At 47.5% G+C, this 17,571-nt stretch carries 17 protein-coding genes; 8 read left to right on the top strand and 9 right to left on the bottom strand.

Features of this window, described 5'->3' with window-relative positions; all coding sequences use genetic code 11:
* The first annotated feature begins 12 nt into the window (after positions 1–12).
* Both B1728_RS16405 and B1728_RS16400 read left to right on the top strand, forming a co-directional pair.
* A complete protein-coding gene (locus B1728_RS16405; RefSeq protein WP_179136045.1) occupies positions 13–1,299 on the top strand; it encodes a protoporphyrinogen/coproporphyrinogen oxidase in 1,287 nt (428 codons plus the stop codon).
* A gap of 254 nt (positions 1,300–1,553) precedes the next feature.
* Positions 1,554–2,975 carry a PQQ-dependent sugar dehydrogenase gene (locus B1728_RS16400; protein ID WP_079911311.1) on the top strand — a complete coding sequence of 474 codons (1,422 nt, stop codon included), beginning with the start codon at positions 1,554–1,556 and terminating at the stop codon, positions 2,973–2,975.
* A 97-nt stretch (positions 2,976–3,072) separates the two neighbouring features.
* Here B1728_RS16400 and B1728_RS16395 read toward each other — a convergent pair whose 3' ends face one another.
* Entirely contained in the window at positions 3,073–3,669 is a 597-nt protein-coding gene (locus tag B1728_RS16395; RefSeq protein WP_079911310.1) for an NAD(P)H oxidoreductase, read from the bottom strand.
* Between the two features lie 170 nt (positions 3,670–3,839).
* On the opposite strand from B1728_RS16395, the gene B1728_RS16390 reads away from it, so the two are divergent.
* Positions 3,840–4,196, top strand: coding sequence for a winged helix-turn-helix transcriptional regulator (locus B1728_RS16390; RefSeq protein WP_079911309.1), 357 nt, complete (start codon positions 3,840–3,842; stop codon positions 4,194–4,196).
* A gap of 69 nt (positions 4,197–4,265) precedes the next feature.
* Here the strand turns inward: B1728_RS16390 and B1728_RS16385 are convergent, their stop codons facing one another.
* A complete protein-coding gene (locus tag B1728_RS16385) occupies positions 4,266–5,147 on the bottom strand; it encodes a LysR family transcriptional regulator (protein WP_079911308.1) in 882 nt (293 codons plus the stop codon).
* A 171-nt stretch (positions 5,148–5,318) separates the two neighbouring features.
* On the opposite strand from B1728_RS16385, the gene B1728_RS16380 reads away from it, so the two are divergent.
* From B1728_RS16380 to B1728_RS16370, 3 genes are all read left to right on the top strand, one after another.
* Complete coding sequence (locus B1728_RS16380; RefSeq protein ID WP_079911307.1) at positions 5,319–6,233, top strand: NADP-dependent oxidoreductase; 915 nt, start codon at positions 5,319–5,321, stop codon at positions 6,231–6,233.
* A 254-nt stretch (positions 6,234–6,487) separates the two neighbouring features.
* Entirely contained in the window at positions 6,488–7,183 is a 696-nt protein-coding gene (locus tag B1728_RS16375) for an MIP/aquaporin family protein (protein WP_079911306.1), read from the top strand.
* A gap of 107 nt (positions 7,184–7,290) precedes the next feature.
* Positions 7,291–7,629: a hypothetical protein gene (locus B1728_RS16370; protein ID WP_079911305.1), complete on the top strand. Its 339-nt coding sequence runs from the start codon at positions 7,291–7,293 to the stop codon at positions 7,627–7,629.
* 58 nt (positions 7,630–7,687) lie between these two features.
* On the opposite strand, the gene B1728_RS16365 is transcribed toward B1728_RS16370, so the two are convergent.
* From B1728_RS16365 to B1728_RS16345, 5 genes are all read right to left on the bottom strand, one after another.
* Entirely contained in the window at positions 7,688–8,761 is a 1,074-nt protein-coding gene (locus B1728_RS16365; protein ID WP_079911304.1) for a hypothetical protein, read from the bottom strand.
* A gap of 118 nt (positions 8,762–8,879) precedes the next feature.
* Positions 8,880–9,191 carry a helix-turn-helix domain-containing protein gene (locus B1728_RS16360; protein ID WP_079911303.1) on the bottom strand — a complete coding sequence of 104 codons (312 nt, stop codon included), beginning with the start codon at positions 9,189–9,191 and terminating at the stop codon, positions 8,880–8,882.
* A 68-nt stretch (positions 9,192–9,259) separates the two neighbouring features.
* Positions 9,260–9,607, bottom strand: a complete 348-nt coding sequence (locus B1728_RS16355; RefSeq protein ID WP_079911302.1) for a type II toxin-antitoxin system RelE/ParE family toxin — start codon at positions 9,605–9,607, stop codon at positions 9,260–9,262.
* A gap of 254 nt (positions 9,608–9,861) precedes the next feature.
* Positions 9,862–12,153, bottom strand: coding sequence for a M56 family metallopeptidase (locus B1728_RS16350; RefSeq protein WP_079911301.1), 2,292 nt, complete (start codon positions 12,151–12,153; stop codon positions 9,862–9,864).
* A 51-nt stretch (positions 12,154–12,204) separates the two neighbouring features.
* The gene (locus B1728_RS16345; protein ID WP_306293530.1) at positions 12,205–12,597 is read right to left on the bottom strand and encodes a BlaI/MecI/CopY family transcriptional regulator; all 393 of its coding nucleotides are present in this window, start codon (positions 12,595–12,597) and stop codon (positions 12,205–12,207) included.
* A gap of 248 nt (positions 12,598–12,845) precedes the next feature.
* Here B1728_RS16345 and B1728_RS16340 point away from each other — a divergent pair, with 248 nt between their 5' ends.
* Positions 12,846–13,406: a hypothetical protein gene (locus tag B1728_RS16340; RefSeq protein ID WP_079911299.1), complete on the top strand. Its 561-nt coding sequence runs from the start codon at positions 12,846–12,848 to the stop codon at positions 13,404–13,406.
* 108 nt (positions 13,407–13,514) lie between these two features.
* Here the strand turns inward: B1728_RS16340 and B1728_RS16335 are convergent, their stop codons facing one another.
* The gene (locus B1728_RS16335; protein WP_079911298.1) at positions 13,515–13,961 is read right to left on the bottom strand and encodes an OsmC family protein; all 447 of its coding nucleotides are present in this window, start codon (positions 13,959–13,961) and stop codon (positions 13,515–13,517) included.
* Positions 13,962–14,404: 443 nt separating this feature from the next.
* Between B1728_RS16335 and B1728_RS16330 the strand changes: the two genes are divergently transcribed.
* Entirely contained in the window at positions 14,405–15,901 is a 1,497-nt protein-coding gene (locus B1728_RS16330) for a malate:quinone oxidoreductase (RefSeq protein WP_079911297.1), read from the top strand.
* A 149-nt stretch (positions 15,902–16,050) separates the two neighbouring features.
* Here the strand turns inward: B1728_RS16330 and B1728_RS16325 are convergent, their stop codons facing one another.
* Complete coding sequence (locus tag B1728_RS16325; protein WP_079911296.1) at positions 16,051–17,520, bottom strand: stalk domain-containing protein; 1,470 nt, start codon at positions 17,518–17,520, stop codon at positions 16,051–16,053.
* Between the last annotated feature and the right edge of the window lie 51 nt (positions 17,521–17,571).

The following is a 17,571-nucleotide window of genomic DNA, read 5'->3' as shown; positions in this document are numbered from 1 at the left end:
AGGGGGAGCATGGTGTCCATATATGTTATCGGAGCGGGCGTAACCGGCTTATCTTTTGCAGCAAGCTTAGGCCATGCGAAGGTCCTGGAAGGCAGTTCCAGACTTGGAGGGAAAGCCGCATCGTATGGAATCGATACTCCCGTTGGCAAGTTTACCTTCGATGTAGGTGGCCATTGGTTTCATTATCAAAATGTCCCGGAGGTTTTGCAGCTTTTGGAAGGACTTCCTCTGCAAAGGCACACACGGCAAGCCTTCGTATACCTGGAAGGAAAATGGTTCGACTTTCCGTTGCAGCAGAGCTATAAAAAGCATGAAGACCGTCGATTTGTCAATCAGATTAATCGGGAGTTAATCGCCATAAAGGAAAAGGAAGCAGACAGAGGGGGCCGCTTCCAGAACTATTTGGACATGCTGCTCCGATCGTACGGACCTACTTTGTTTGAATATTTTTTCAGGGATTATAACAGGAAGATGTTCGGGGTATCGGATCTGGCACAAATCCAAGTAAGCCAATACGAGCAAATCAGAAATGTTCGAACGGACAAGAATACTGCGGGATATAACAGTTATTTTTATTATCCGCAAAGCCCGTTAGGAGCCCAAGCGATTCCGGGACACCTGGCGAACCATGCATGCATTCAGTTCAATTCTCAAGTCCAATCGATTCATCTTCATAACCGAACTATCACCATCAATGAGCAAACGGTTCCTTGGGACATGGTTGTTTCCACGATGCCGCTACCCAAATTGATAAGTATGCTGGACGGTGCAGATAGTCAGATCGCAAGCTTATCCCGTCATTTGCAAGCAAGCAGGGGGTTCATCCTCAATTTAGGAGTAAAGAAGAATCCGCTGCATGCCAACAAAAGCTGGATTTATGTATCGGAGATGAAGTACTGCTGCTACCGCATCGGTTTCTATAGCAATGTTCAACCTAGTATGGCCCCGGAAGGCTATAGCTCCATTTATGTAGAGTGCTCCCCTTTGTTTTTTAAGGATGAACAGGAAGCATTAAGCTTAAGGCCACGGGTCATTAAGGACCTTATAAGCATTGGGATCATTGAGGATGAACGGGATATTGTGACTATGAAACCAATCTATCTGGAGCATAACTATTGCTTGCCGGACGATCGAATTACGTCTATTATTCGAGGCTACTTGCGGCAGCATAACATATACAGCATCGGCAGGTACGGGAGCTGGCACTGGTCCAGCCAACATGAGGATATGAAGCAGGCTATTGATCTAGCTAAGGAATTGAAATTAACGAAGCGCTCCTTTAAAGCTGTCTCTAATTAAAATATTCTGAAAGGATTAGCTGCAATCTTGGCCTAAGGCACCGCAGGAGGATTTTTTTACAATTCGTGGGAGCCGATGGTCAAATAAAGGATATGGAATATCCAGCGGCATTCATCCGACCGGAGCAGCGCTTATATGGCGTTTGCTCCGTTTTTTTCGTGAAGAAATAAGGTTTTGAAGAAAACCTCCTAGTACTAAAGGAACCGCTCTAATCATATTTCTAAAAAAGGAAGCAAGAGGAGGTGCTACTATAGTTGATAAAAGTTAAGGCTCGTTTGCGGCCCATTGTAAGCAGAATCAATATGCCCACTGTTTTGAAAACCGCTATGCTTCCGGGTGATTCAGCCGAAACCTTATTTATTGCGACCCAGGTAGGAGAGGTCTTTTACATCCGAGGCGGTGTTATAAGGACGTTGTTAAATATTAGCCCCCGCATCCTAAAACTAGGCGGCTCTGGCGGATATGATGAACGGGGGTTGCTCGGGCTTGCGTTTCATCCCGAATTTTATTATAACGGTCTTTTCTATCTTCATTTTTCAGCAGCGGGAACTCAAGGTCCCGGCGCGCTTTCAGGTGAATTTGAATCGTTTAAGCCTAACCCGTGTGATCCCAAAACATTAAACCTGCAGTGGATACATAGAGAATCGCAATATGATCATATCGATACAGTGGAAGAATGGGTATTACAACCGAATGGCCAGCCTCAAAAGCGGCGAGCATTACTGAATATAAGAAGACCATTTTTAAATCATAATGGTGTCAATAGCTTGAATTTTTCGCCTGAAACAGGAAGGCTTATTTTGACAACCGGAGATGGCGGATCCGGCTATGACCCGTTTAATTTAAGTCAGAACGATATGGAAATCGCAGGGAAAATTATTGAAATTGACGTAGGCAAGAACACATTTATGTACAACCCGCCCGTGGTCACGCGTTTTAATGAACTGCCCGTACCTATCCAGGAAACGCTTACGGTAATAGCCAAAGGGGTCCGTAATATTCCAGGCATTTCATTCCAAAGGGTCTATAATCAATATATCAAATATGTGGGAAATGTCGGACAGGATCTGGTGGAGTCGATTTTTTCATTCGTTCAGCATAAACCAATACCGGTTACCCAGCTTGTTCAAGCTTCTGTAATGAATTCTGAGCCTGACCAGCAAGGGTTTATTAACTTTGGATGGAGAGGGTGGGAAGGCGCTTTTCCTACCTCGATCATTAGGGGGTGCTCTGGAAATCCAACTGGGGATGAGAAGACCATTGCCTATTACAATGAAACCGTAATGACCTCAGCGAGGCGTCTTCAGCCTTTGGTGAGTTATTTTCATCAAGATCCCCGGCCCGACAAATTCGGAGGAACCGCACTAACAGGAGTCCAGCCCTATGGAGGGAACGGAATCCCCGCTTTAACGGGAAGTGTTGTATTTATCGATCTTGCCCGCAGTGAAGGCTCTCGCCCTCCGGTTAGAGGGGTTTTAGCTTATTCCAGGGCACAAACGGACTGTAGACCTAGTGATTTTAGTGTTATTGAAACGGATGATCCGTTCGGTTCTCAATCAGCTTACTATGTTAGTTTGGGAACGAATCTGGATCAAACCCGGCTTTATTTAGGTGTCTATGGGTCTATGAAAGTAGCGGATTTTCACCAGGGCTCCGTTTTTGAAATTGTTCCATAATTCATCTGTGCGAACAAGAAGGCCCGGTTTATCCCAAAAATATTGAAAGTAAAGGCCCCTCTCGGACGAAAGGGGTCTTTGGTATGTCAATCTTTTATCAAGCTTCCTTAGCGGCTTTTATATCGTTGTCGTATTCCAATCCCAGATGGTAGGCGCGTGACAGGAGATTCTCAAAGGTTTCCGGCCTTGAATCCAAGGTGTCGTATAATATCTCGACCTTGCTATTAGAGATTCCGCAGTAATCGGCTATTCCGATGTTGAGATGTCGGGAGAGCATCATATCGTATTCTCTCTTCTCGAAATGTTCTTTCGGAGCTGCTGCCAGACCAAGCCACAGCACTTTTTTATGATGCAATGTAGAAGAGCCGTACGCAAAACCATTATTCCATACTCGATCGATATATCCTTTGAGCATAGCGGGCAGGTTGAACCACCATATCGGAAAAATAAAGGCGAGCGCGTCATGATGTTTCATTCGTTCCATTTCGGCCTCCACCTCAGGTGAATAGATCTTGTGATCGGATGACCAATCCGGTTCATCCGCTTCCCACATTACGGGATTAAAGCCGCTGCGATGCAAGTCCAGCACCTCCGTCTCGTGCCCTGCATCGGCGAGTCCTTGGACGAATCTGCCTGTTACGGAAAAGGTTAAAGAGTTCTCCCGCGGGTGTGATACAACGGTTAAAATTTTCATAAATGGCACCCTCCCTATTTCTCTTTTGACTTCGAATGAAGTACGATAAAATTATCATGTATTCTGAGAAATATAGGAAGTACTTACTTTCTTGTGCTATAAACACTTCAAAGTGATATAGGCACTAAAAAGTAACCGTACATTCTAAGGAACGAGAGGATGGTGATCCCATGGAAGAACAGATAACTCGGTCTTTTAACATCCCTGCAGAAGCGACATTGGAAGTGATCGGGGGGAAGTGGAAATTATTGATTTTATGCCATTTGAACTGCGGACCCGGGCCCAAAAGAACGAGCGAATTAAAAAAAGCTATTCCCGATATAACGCAGAAAATGCTGATTCAACAGCTTCGGGAATTGGAGGAAGACGGTATCATCACGAGAACGGTATATAATCAGGTGCCGCCGAAGGTTGTCTATGAAATGAGTGAGCTTGGAAATTCATTGCAATTCATATTAGACCAACTGGGTGAATGGGGCGAGCAATACATCCGCCGCCGCGAATGGAAGTCTTCCTGTTCCGAATAAGCGTAAGCAATGCCGCATCTTTGAGACACTCTTGTAGTTTATATTGGATGCAGCCAGCCTCATTCCCATTCAACCTGCTTTCTCTGATTCGGCAAAATACCCGATGAGAAAGTCGCGAAACTTGCGCGCAGCGAGGGATAGGTACCGCTTCTCGTACCAAACGATTTGGAAATTACGCTGGCAAACGGGGAACTCAATACGGAGCAGGTTCAGAGGGGAGTTCGGGCCGCCGCAATTTCCTACAAGTGCAACGCCTAACCCGGCTCGGACAAGACTAGCGATGGCGGCAGGCTCGTCGACCCGGCAGACGAAGTTAGGTGTAATCCCAGCTTCCTGAAAGAACAAATCGTTCATCCGCTGAAAAGGAAGCCCCTCCTTATACCCGATAAACGAGTCCTCCGCCAGCTCACTCAAACGGATGCTCTTTCTCCCGGCAAAGCGGTGTCCTTGGGGAACAGCCAAATAAACATCTTCCTTCAAAACGGACACGGCGCTTATGTCGGGCCGATCGATCGGCAGGGCCGTAAAACACATGTCGACCTCGCCTGCTTCCACCAAATGCGTCATTTCTTCCATCGAAGCCTGTGTAATCCGAAAGTTGACTTCCGGATGAAGTGTGAGAAATTCGCCGAGCGCCTCCGATAATCGGTCCAGCGTTGATGTGGCGAGATGAATACTCCCTTGTTCGAGTCCCGCCAGCTCAGACACTTCTTTCCTCCCTTCGTCCAGCAGGGTGAGCGCCTTCTCTACTTTGTCCAGAAATGCCTTGCCGAAGGTATTAAGGCGAATCCTTCCCCCATGTCTATCGAACAAAGGAACCCCAACGCTTTCCTCCAGTCTGGAGATCGTCTTGCTCAGCGCAGGCTGCGCGATGCACAGCTCCTGTGCCGCCTTCGTCATGTGCTCCAATCGAGCCACCGTTCGAAAATACTGCAGCTGCAGCAGCTCCATCCACTTTTCCCTCCCCATATACCCGAGTATATAATCCTCATGGTTTAAGATATATTTTTGTTTATTTAAAAGCGATTGTAAAATAAATCATGCAAGGAAAGCAATATGCTTTTATATAAATAAATCTCATTTTTGGGAAAGAACACGCTATGAACAGAGGAGGATTGTTCTATGAAAGCAGCAGCATTTCGTTCGGTTGGTGGACCAGAGGTTATGGAGGTGATGTCGTTTCCCGATCCGCAGGCCGGCCCGGGGCAAGTCAGGGTTCGGGTGAAAACGGCGGGGGTGCAGCATTATGATTGCGGGGTGCGGAGCGGCTGGACTCCGCAGGGCGTAGCCATTCAACTTCCGCAAATTCCGGGCAATGAGTTTGCAGGCATCATCGATCAAGTAGGGGAGGGTGTAACCGGCCTTCACATCGGCAGCGAGGTGCTGGGCTTTGCGTTATTGAATTGTTATGCCGAATACGTGGTCGTTGGTGCAGACCAAATCGTAAGCAAACCCAGCAGCATGACCTGGGAAGAGGCAGGCGGACTGACTGGCAATGGTCAGGGCGCGTATATCGCTTTGAAAGCCATCGGCGTTGGACCGGGCGATACGGTATTGATCAATGGTGCGGCCGGCTCACTTGGCGCTTTTGCCGTACAGCTCGCGAGAGAGTGGGGGGCGAAGACCATCATCGGCACCGCCAGTGAGCGTAACCACGACTACCTTCGTTCGTTGGGCGCTATTCCAGTGACGTATGAGGAAGAGCTGGTCGAGCGGTTACAGGCGATTGCGCCGGAAGGCGTCGACGCCGCATTCGATACGGCAGGAGGGGAGGGGCTTCGGGCTGCGGTGAACTTAGTGAAGGATAAGAATCGTATATGCACGTTCTTCGCCTATGACCTCGTTGAGGAGCTCGGCCTTCGTGTCGTCCGCGCTGAACGCTCGGCAGCCCGCCTTGCAGAACTGGTAGAGCTGCATTCAAAAGGCAAGCTGCACATCCATATCCGGCAGACGTTCCCGCTCGAACTCGCTGCGGATGCCCACCGGCTGATAGAAACCAGGCACGGCCGCGGTAAGATTATTCTTACCATCGATTAAGCGGAGGGGAGAACTCTTTCTAGGGTCACGATTACACCAACGAGCCTTACAGCTTGCTGTATCATTTCAAATAAAATTTTCGTGGTCACTTATGATGCAATCCTGCATATCATCTAAAGGGCAAACGCTCTTGTACAAAAATTCACTAATAGGATTTTACATCTATTTCACTACATCCCACCCTTTGTACAGTTTTTGTCTATTTGCATCATTTATGATGGATAAGGTTGATTTTATTCATTAGGAGGGATGTTATGAACTCGTCTTTCAAAAAGTATGCTGCCGAATTCATTGGAACTATGGTGCTTGTTCTGTTTGGTTGCGGCAGCGCTGCTACGGCGGGTGGTGAGCTCGGGTATTTGGGAATCGCATTGGCATTCGGGCTTTCTATTGTGGCGATGGCCTACGTTATCGGTCCAATTTCGGGGTGTCATATCAATCCGGCGGTTTCACTGGCTATGCTTCTCAGCCGTAAACTGACGAGCACCGACTTTATCGGGTATGTTCTTTCACAAATTGCCGGCGCTATTGCGGGCTCCGCCATTCTGTACGCCATTATCGTCTCTGCGGGCATGCCCACGACGGGACTCGGGCAGAACGGTTTCGGCCCTGGCTATGGAATCGGGATTTCGGCGCTGATGGCGGTCGTTGTCGAAATCATTTTAACCTTCGTTTTTATTTATACGATCCTGGGCGTGACCTCCTCGGTGAGCAATGGAAACGTAACCGGCCTGGTCATCGGACTGACGCTCGCTTTCGTCCATATTCTGGGTATTGCCTTAACAGGAACGTCCGTCAACCCTGCAAGAAGCCTGGGTCCGGCGCTTCTGCTTGGCGGGCAAGCCTTGTCCCAATTATGGGTGTTCCTTATCGCACCGCTTGTCGGCTCGGTATTAGCCGTTGCTATTTTCCAGTGGCTGAACAGCGGAACTAAAGGGAAGCAAGCATAAGATTGTCAGTGGGTTAAAGAAGCTATGAAAAAGTGATGGGTATCCCGTTGGGGTACCCCTTTCGTTTTAAGGTGATTTTCAGATAATCTAAGAGGGGAGGCGAAAAAATGGCTGGAAATGCAGAGGAATACCGTCTCATTGCGAGTGAAGAGCTGACGGAGGCCGATGTACCGGAAAAGATGGCGGGCTGGATGGGTATCGCTAAGTTCGCGATGACATTCGACGAGTTCGATTCTTTCGAAGAATGCTTCGACGCTGCGGACCGGGTGGAACAAGCGTACGAACGCGACCCTCAATTCGCCGGTTGTTCGCTATGGGATTTGCGGGCGTTTCTGCTCATGGAAGAAAGGGGCTGCCAGCATCGCGGCGATTGGCCGTCACCGGAGCGGATGCAGCTCATTTACGATGCTATCGAAGCGATACGTGATAAAGTCAGACTATCTTAAATCTGACCGCTCGCCGAAAAGGCCGCCCCAGCAAGGATGGCCTAACAATACATTTGGATCATAGATAGATCCTGCGAGCTTCCTCATCGAAGAACTTGATTATATTCTCATACTCGGCAATATCGATACGGTTTTGCCTCATGATCTTTTGAATAAAGGTAGCATCCGTAAAGATTTTATTGATGACCGATTCGCACAATAGCGGAGTACCCTTAAAGTAATCGATCAAATCATGAAGGTCTTCGAATTGAAAATAAAGGATATAAGTGACGTAATTCTGAAGCAGTGTACGGAAGCAGTGATCGCGATAGGGGGTAGAGCGGTCATCAGAAAGAAAGTCTCTCATGATACCGAACAGCTTTGTTTTATCCTCGGAATGCATCTGCAGGAAAGCATCGACGTCATTGATCAGCTGCAGCACATCCTCTAATCCTTCCTCCGGGGGCATGGTCAGCTTGGGTGATTTGCCTTCTATCGAATGTAACAGCTCCAGAGTAAGCTTCTTGCAAGCATTGATTTCTTGCGGGGCTATGGATAAGCTATCCTTATACTTATCGAAATGATCGCGGTAATAATCGTGATAGGCAGTAAAATAATGCTCCATACAGATATTGGTTTTCGTATGAACCAGATCCTGCCCGCGGAATGAAAAGGAGTAAAGGGTCTCTTCATTAACCGGGTGAGCGTAAAGGTAAAAAAAGAAGAAAAAGTCTCTTAATGAATCCTTCTGCTCCTTGTTCAATCTGGTTATGTGCGTCAACTGAGACAGCTGAAAAAAGCAATAGTTCTTCATAAAATCATTCATGGCATTGTACGGATTGATCTTGATAATGGACATCGTCCGGTTAATAGTAAACAGCAGATAATATAAAATCTGTTCATCATATACATCCAGCTGCTTATAAAAAGCCGAGAGCACGGGCTCCCAGTCCGGGTTCACGGTGTAATTAGGATCCCTCGGCTGTAATTCACCGGCCCACTCGCTAAACGATTCCTCCTCATGACCGACAAAGAACAATTCCGCGCTATCGTTTTCGCACAGGCTGTATTCGAATCCATCTGTCGGAGCAGATGGTAATCCCCGGTTGAATTTGATATTCAGATACTCATTATACAGTGATTGCAGCTTCATCCGTCGGTTCCCCCGTCCCTCGTTTACTTATAGGATATTACGTCATAAAAAAGAGAGAGCCTTTCGGCTCTCTTGAGAGGTGGACTATGAAATAGGGTACAGAACATGTTCCGATCGATTAGGCAGTTGCAACTTGGGCCGCAGCGGCTTCCTCGAATCCGATTTTCAAACCGAGCGCTAGAGCTACTTTCATGACTGTTTCCATGGAAGGTACAGTATGGGAATTTTCCAACCGCGCTACTTGTGCTTGGGTGATTCCGGCACGTTTTGCCACTTCCGTCTGCGTTAATCCGAGTGCTTTTCTTCTACGTGTGATTTCACTGACCAACCGGGCCATTTGTTCGATGACTTCTTTTTCCGTTTCGTTGAGCGCATTGATCTTCTTTTTGAAATCATCCCAATCTACGGGGCCTTGCGGATGATCTGTCATATGCGATCACCTCCTATCAAGACAAGATGTGAGGAAGGGCGCTCCAAGCAGCCCTGCCCTTATACTTCTTACTTCTTGGGATGACGGCTTTTCCAATCCTTCATCCGTTTTAACGCCCGTTGCAATTCTGGATCAGGCGTTTGATTGGTGGTCTTCCGGAATTCGGTGAGCATGACCATTTCATCATTCCAGAAGAAATAGATGTAACGGTGTCGTCCTGGCCTTAATTCGTAGAGACCTTGTTGCAGCACTCCTGAATGGGGCTGTCCATGCTGAAACCGTTCCATACAATAATAGAAGTCAGCCAACTCTTTCTTTGCTTGTTGATTGCCAGCTGCTGCCTTTTGGTTGAGACCAAGTAGATGTTTTTCTACATCTGATGCTCCACCTTTCGTTCTGTAGAATACCATCTTCATAGTCAGATGACCCTCTCTGTATGATGTTATAAAAAGAACGCGATGATGACTTTATATCATATATGGTATAAATATATCATATATGATATAAAATGACAAGAAATCCCAAGCGAATTGCAACCCATCAAATTTCGAATCAAACCACCTTGAAGATAACCTTAGAATCGCTTGTCCGAGCATCGGAGTTATAGCCCAAGCTTCCGGCAAAAGGAAAGGAGGGGAACATCACGTACCCCTCCTGGATCAGCTCGCTCTCAGCCTCTCTGAGGGGCGAGAAGGAAAGCTTTGATAAGCTTTTCGTGGTCTTCTTCCTTCACATCGCGATCGTCTAGGTTGGCAGCATAATAAATGCCGTTCTGTTCCCATAAGTAATAGCTTTCGGGTATGATTTCCGTCTCTTCGGCATCACGGTAATAAGGTCCTCCGTAAACGTGACGGTCGTCTTTATAGACGGAAACGCTGAGCCCGTTCGCATCCATAGTACGAATCCGTGTCAGCTGCGAGCCGTCGATTAGCGGGGATTTGCTCTGGTAGACCGTGAGACTTCCTTTTTTGGGATCGTCTAGTGCAAGATATGAATTTCTAACCGCATTCACGGTATGCCGGAAGGAGTACCCGGTGTTCTGATCTCCTGCCTGAAGCATTACCAAATCCACAAGCTTGAGTTCGTTATTCAAAATAGCGAACGGATATTTCACTTTAAAGCCCAGCAGCTGTTCCGCTTGCTGCAAATCTTGTTCACCATAGATCGGAAATGAATTTCCCTTCCCGTCGTAGCGGACATGCTGGAGGTGCAGCGGGTACTGAAACGATTGTAAAATGGTTTCCAGTTCGGTTTGCGAAATCGTTCTCCGATTCCGGGAGAGTCCTTCCTCTAAGGTATGATCTTCGCTGTAAAATCGTATGGCATAGTATATTGTGTCATCTCGCCAGAAAAAGGCCTTTTCGATCTCCGGCTCATGATTCTCGTATTTTTGCACGGTGGTTACCAGAATCCCGCGGATATTGGCATACGTAACCTCATCCTGGATATAGGTTTGCGGTTGTGCCGCCCCCCATGTAGGGCCCGGGATTTTCCTTGTTTCGCTCCCCTGCAGTAATTGAGAGAGGGCCCCGTTCAGTAAGTTTCCCGTGGAGGCGATCACTTCGAATTGCTTCTCGTCCTCTTGACCGTGATTGGATACAAAGTTGATGGTGACTTGATTATCCGTACGATTCACATAGTTCTCGTCAACGTAGATACTTGACAATTGATACCCGTCCGGAAGGAAATCGGGAACTTTGAACGAGAAGCCGGCAAATTCATTCGCCCTCTCCAGATTGTTGAACCATTTAGCCCAGTCATTCAATCTCTGAAACTGAAAGGTGGAAGGGCTCCCTTGCTTGGAAGCTATGCCTGAAGCTGCTTCCGCTTCCGCACTTTTGGCGTTCTCCGAAGCATTCGTGAGCATAACGGCGCTTAGGGCTAGAACGAGAATGATAGCGGCCGCGGACAGCTTATACGTGCCCTTTTTGAATTTGGCGATCATGGTAATTCTCCGTTTCATTTCTTTATGGTTTTCAAAAAAAGGCGAAAGATTGACCTGGGGCGAAGCGCTTCGGGCAAATAACCGCGACAGCATAAGAAGCGTCCTGCCGTAGGATGAGGCTTCCTGCTCGCCCAGCACCTCGAGTACGCCCGCGTCGCATGCAACTTCCCGGTCGGCCTTCATTTTTTTTATGGAGAGCCAGACAAAGGGATTGTACCAGTGAAGCACAGCGGTCCATGTCCATACGAAATGGAACCATAGGTCCCTGCGTTTATAATGGGTCAGCTCATGCAAAAGGATGTGAGTCAGCTGACGGGAATCGGCGATCGTTACGATATCCGCGGGCAAGTAAATTTTCGGCTTCGTCAAGCCGTAGATGCATGGGCTATGGAGGCGATCGGTCTCGTAGATGGGAATCGCTGCAGTGATGCCGAGCTTCTCCTTGCACGTCTCCAGAATGGAGAGAACCTCGTGATTATCGAGCATGCGGGATGCTCCAACTTGTCTATTGAATCTTAGGGTAACGAACAGGTAATACATACTCAAAGACAAAAGCCCCGCAACCCATACGAGTGAGCCGATCGTAAGCAGCTTATACGGCTCGTATCGCTTATCTTCATAGGTATCCGTTAGAGGCAACGGCTTTGCTGGGACACTCGGCTGTTCTGCCAGTTTCGGCGCAGGAGCGGGAGTGAAATCGTCTGCTGCAGTGCTCATTAATGCCGGGCTGGCTTCATAGCCAGTTTGTGAAGAAACGGGATGCTCCTCCGCATTCCCTTTAGGCCCAATCGATAACTCCTGCAAGTCCTGCGGGACCAGATTGAAGAGGCTGACAGGACTTTGTGGGGCTATGGGAACAAGCAGCTTGATCAATACAAGAAACCACAGGACATGAAAAATGCGTGGGCTGAGCCGCTTGTACAGCAGCTTCCGAATGACGAGCAGCAGCAATATGATGACAGTGGATGCCAGAGATGCAGTCAACATGAGATAAAATAGGGTTTCGATCATTTTCATGAATATACGTTCTCCTTCCGGCAGCCTCACGGCAGAAGCAGCCAGCGGCCCTTAGCTGCCGTCTCTTTTCTTTTTCTCCAATAGCTGCTGGAGCTGCTCGATTTCACTATCGGAGAGCTTCTCCTCTTCCAGGAACTTGGCGAACAGCATCCCGACAGCCCCGTTATACATCCGGTCCAGGAAGGAGCGGTTCGCTGCTTTAACATATTCGTCGTATGTAACCATCGGATAATAGAGGTAGTTTCTGCCGGACTTTTCAAACCGGATGGCCTTTTTTTTGTGGAGCCTGTTGAGGAAGGTTTTGATAGTCTGGTCCGACCAATCCATCGAATCCTTCAGCTGGGAGATGATCTCGATAGCCGTCAGAGGCTCCTTCTGCCATAGAAGCTTCATCACTTCACTCTCGGCCTCGGTAATGTGAGGGGGATTGTTCAATAGCTTCACCTTTTTCTGAGGTTATTGTTTACGTGTGTAAACGATGATTAAAGTTTACGTCTGTAAACGATAAAAGTCAAGGGGCGATTAAAGAGGGATAATTCGACCTTTAGTTGAGGGGGTTCAGCTTCGTCCTCGAACGGTTGTCCAGCATAAGACTGCAAAGTATAAGGATGATATAATTAAAAGATGGAATGAGCGTGAGAGAAGCAAAGTAAATCTTTTTTATTCATCCCGCAAAGAAAGGAAACTATTCTATGTCTGAGCAATCAAATTATCGGCTTGGGCCGGCTTATCTCGAAGAGGTAACCATCGCTGATAAACCGGAGACTTGGGTTGAAGAGGAATGGACAGGCAAGCTGCAGACGAAGGAAGGCCGCACACAGTTTCGCCTTTATTATTACGGAGAACTGATGGACGGGTTGATCGCAACGACTGACTTTGCCCCTCAGCTGATCTTGGCCGAGGACCCGATCACTGAAGAACGGTTCATTCTGTTCGACGGCTGTAAGCATGGCTATAACGCAATGCTATGCGATACTTATTCGAAGGAGCAGCATACCGACCGGTTGCCGCTGCAGCCTTACGTGGATCAGGACGGCGAAGATACTTTCGAGATGTATATTACGGCCTATTACAATGTCGATTGGGATGAAGAATTTTCCGACGATGTTGATGAACAAGGGCGGTTGATGCTGATCAGCGGCGGGTATTGCGATTTTGAAGAGGCGAAGCGTAACGGATATGACGCGCTGAGCCTAACGCTGGTGAATCGAAAAGGAAGAAAAACCGAAGCAGTGCAGGAAGAATTGGCCTGACTGTTCTCAAGTTATACTCCAAAAAAGAACCCTGACTGCATGAAGGACTACTGTCTCTTGCTGAAGGTCAGGGTCTGGTTCAGCAACGCCTAGAGGCTAAAAGCTTAACTAATCGTTCTCGATGACGATACCGCTTAACTTCAGGTTTACTTTGTTCGCGATCGTATCTCCAACGGGGCAAGTTTCTTCTAAGAAAGCTATAAATTGCTCCACCCGTTCTTTGGGAGCATCAGTCTTGATATGGAACGTGTACCGAATATCCGAATAGCCTGGGCGGACATCCGATCGTTTAAAGAACCCGTCTAAATCAAGATCGCCTTCTACTTCTACCCGGAAGTCCTTTAGATTGATATCAAATTTAGGGGCATACACTCTAGCGACGATAGACTGGCAAGCACCTAGTGCGCCGAGTACAACTTCAACGGGATTGGGACCTGTATCCGTACCGCCCAAACTTTTTGGTTCATCGATCGTGAACTCGAACTGTCTTGATTGAACTTTGACTGCAACGCCTTGCTGCAAGTGCGCGGATGCTTTAAATGTCGTAATCGCCATAGTATCTCTCCCCTGGCTAATGAATTTAATTCACATAATAACATATAATTCCTATCAGTTAAATATGGTATTAGGGAAAATTTCATCTTTTTATATCCAATGCCATTCTAAGCAGCCGCCCCAAGCCATAACCCTTGCAGGTAGCAGGGGCAAATCCTTGGTTTTTTGTGTATTTCTAGGGTTTTGTGGACGGTTTCCCATTTCTTACTGCATTAGGTTGCGATCCATGAAATTTACCGGATTTTAAAGGCTTTTAAATAGTATATAACTATCATATAATAGTAGATATATTAATCTATTATGAAGTGATAAGTAATACAGCAGGATCAGATGATATTTGATCTAGAACTAGGGTGTGACCAGGGTCCCACCCTGACTTGCTGTGCAGGCTGAGGAGCGCCTGCATCTTTTCTTCCAATATTAGCATGTAAGGGACGGTAAAAATGAGCAGCAGACAAACGACAACAGACGTTATCTTAATTGGTGCCGGAATCATGAGTGCGACTTTAGGGTCATTGTTGAAAGAATTAGTACCGGATTGGAAAATTACCGTGTTTGAGAGACTCGCAAGCGCGGGAGAGGAAAGCTCGAACGAATGGAATAACGCAGGAACAGGGCATTCTTCGTTGTGCGAGCTTAACTACACGGTGGAGAAACCGGATGGTTCCGTCGATATCAGCAAAGCGATTAAAGTCAATGAAGAGTTCCAGGTTTCCAAGCAATTTTGGTCTTATCTGGTAAAAAGCAATCTGATTCGGAATCCGCGGGATTTTATCGTGCCCGTACCTCATATGAGCTTTGTCCAAGGGGAAAAAGACGTAACCTTTTTGAAAAAACGGTTTGAAGCCTTGTCCAAAAACCCTCTGTTTGACGGAATGGAATTTTCTGATGATCCGTCCAAGCTGGCCGAATGGATTCCGCTAATGATGAAAGACCGGCAGTTGAACACCCCTATTGCGGCAACAAGAAGTGAAGCCGGAACGGATGTCAACTTTGGTGCTTTAACGCGGTTATTGTTTGATCACCTAAAGAAGAAAAATGTAGACATAAAATACAAGCAACAAGTAGATGATATTAAACGTACGAGCGATGGCTCGTGGGAATTGAAGGTACGGAATCTGGATAGTGGTAATGTCGAACGCCATACGGCCAAATTCGTCTTTATCGGCGGCGGCGGCGGAAGCCTTCTTTTGCTGCAAAAATCCGGTATCCCTGAAGGAAAAGGTATCGGGGGCTTCCCGGTAAGCGGACTCTTTATGGTATGCCAGAAGCCGGAAATCGTGGCGCAGCACCGTGCCAAAGTATACGGACAAGCTCCGGTGGGCGCTCCTCCGATGTCTGTTCCGCATTTGGATACCCGGGTTATCGACCGCAAAGAGTCGCTGTTATTCGGACCGTTTGCCGGCTTCTCGCCGAAGTTCTTAAAAACCGGTTCTATGATGGATTTGATCACTTCCGTCAAACCGCATAATCTCGTAACGATGATGGCGGCAGGCGTCAAGAACGCTTCCTTGACCACCTACTTGATCAAACAAGTGATGTTATCCAAAGAACAGCGTATGGATGATTTGCGCCAATTTATCCCGAACGCCAAGAGCGAGGATTGGGATTTGCTGATAGCAGGTCAACGCGTACAAATTATTAAAGATACGGCTGCAGGCAAAGGTACGCTCCAGTTTGGTACAGAAGTCATTAATGCCGCTGACGGCTCGATAGCCGCATTGCTCGGCGCTTCTCCTGGCGCTTCCACCGCGGTTTCCGTCATGCTGGAAGTTATCAATAAATGCTTCCCGCAGCATGTTAAAGAGTGGGAACCTAAAATTAAAGAAATGATTCCTTCATACGGTGTGACCTTATTGAAGAATCCGGAGCTGATTCGCGAAATTCATACCTCAACGTCACGGACGCTGGGTCTGTCCGGCGAACTGCAAACCGTATAGAAATAAATACTAAGCGGCCTTCGTCCTTACTTTATTGGGGATAAGGCCGTTTTTTGATTTGGGTCAAAAAATGCACCCCCACTGCTGTTCGATACAGCTAACGTTGGGAGTGCATGTTCAAGTTAAAGGATGATTTTATAAACAATCAATTAGGGGTTTTGAATGGAATCCAGGATATTGCCGGAAAAATATAAATATTGGGCTTTGAAGCTCGAGCCATAACGATAAACCCACTGTTCCATTTTTCCGCCATACGCATTGACATTATCCGGTTTTCCCCACGACACCAGGACTTGCTCCCGTGTCATGCCGATGGCCACCTTCTCCCGGCGGATCAAATCTTTGGTCTCGCTGGACCAGTCGAACTCAGCCAGAGGATCTTTGGTGTAGAAGGCCGCGCCTAGAGAGCTAAGAGAGGAAAACTTAAAGTCGATCGATTGATTGCCGTCGCTTAAGGTTGCATTTAATCCGCTGTAGCTGATTACGGTCAGCTTTTCATATTGATTAAACTTCTGCCCGGCGGGATATGGGAGATCGCGGCTGCTCCACAAGGAATCGCCGTATTTCTTCCAAATGCTTTCGGCGGCGATATCGGTCTGCAGCTGCTCGGCAGCCTTGTTAATTTTGTTATCAACGCCCCAAGAAGTATTCTTGGTCAGGTCTCCCGCCGTAAGATCAATTCGACGGCCTTCTCCCCATGCAACCTGGACGTCCAAATACTCCGGCAAAAAGGTAATCGGCACATACAGGACGGATTGCTCGGAAATAACCGGATATTCCATGCGGTTGGAATGCTGATCCATGCTGCTGCCGAAATAGGTGATCAAATTGCTGTCGGAGCCAATCAACAGGACCCGGTTCGGATGATTGATTCGAAGGACGTCGCCCACCGGCTTAGCCGACATTTTCAAGGTACCGAGAAGCGCCCAAAGCGGCAGATAGACCACATCGTTGCGAACGATCGGCGGGTAGTCGGAAGTAAGGTAATTACCGTTGACATAGATTTTATAGTCGTTCGATAGCAGCTCTACAGGCTTTCCTTGATCCCAAGCCCCCTTATACCACACGTCATTATAAATGGAAGTGCCTTTTACGGCTGTACCTTGCCCTTGCGGAAGCCCATTCACCAGATCTCCGGAATAAACAAAATGATTGCCTTCCCACTCAAAATAAGGATAACCCATTATGTACAGGCTCTTATCCGCGGTTTGAACCGTCGCTTGCTGCTTTTCTCCATTCCATTCCACTTTAGCGCCGAACGCTTCGCTGATGAGACGCAGCGGTACAAAAGTTTTGTCACCCTCTATTCTTGGGGCAACCTCCAGTGTCTTTGCTTGTCCGTTGACTTGAACCTGAGGATCGTCAATTTTCATAAATACCGAGGAGCCTGCTCTGTCCAGAGTGATGGACTTCTGCTCATCATTCCAAGTTAGCTTGGCATTCAGCTCATCCGTAATATCACGGAGCGGAACGAGCATACTGCCGTTAACTAAAATGCCGATGTCCAGGTTTGCTTCCTGTTTGGCGGCCTGCTCATCCGCAAAAACCGGCAAGGACGATGCCGTCAGCATGGCAAGCGACATGGTGGTGATGAGAGAACGATGAAGCCATGTTTTCATAAACCAAACCTTCTTTCAACAATGAGATGAATCTATGATGAAACCTCCAAA

Origin of the sequence: Paenibacillus sp. 32352 (assembly GCF_002042965.1) — a bacterium.
GTDB classification, from domain to species: Bacteria; Bacillota; Bacilli; order Paenibacillales; family NBRC-103111; genus Paenibacillus_S; species Paenibacillus_S vulneris.
The sequence above is the reverse complement of the archived record's forward strand: the minus strand, read 5'-3'. Positions and strand labels throughout refer to the sequence as shown.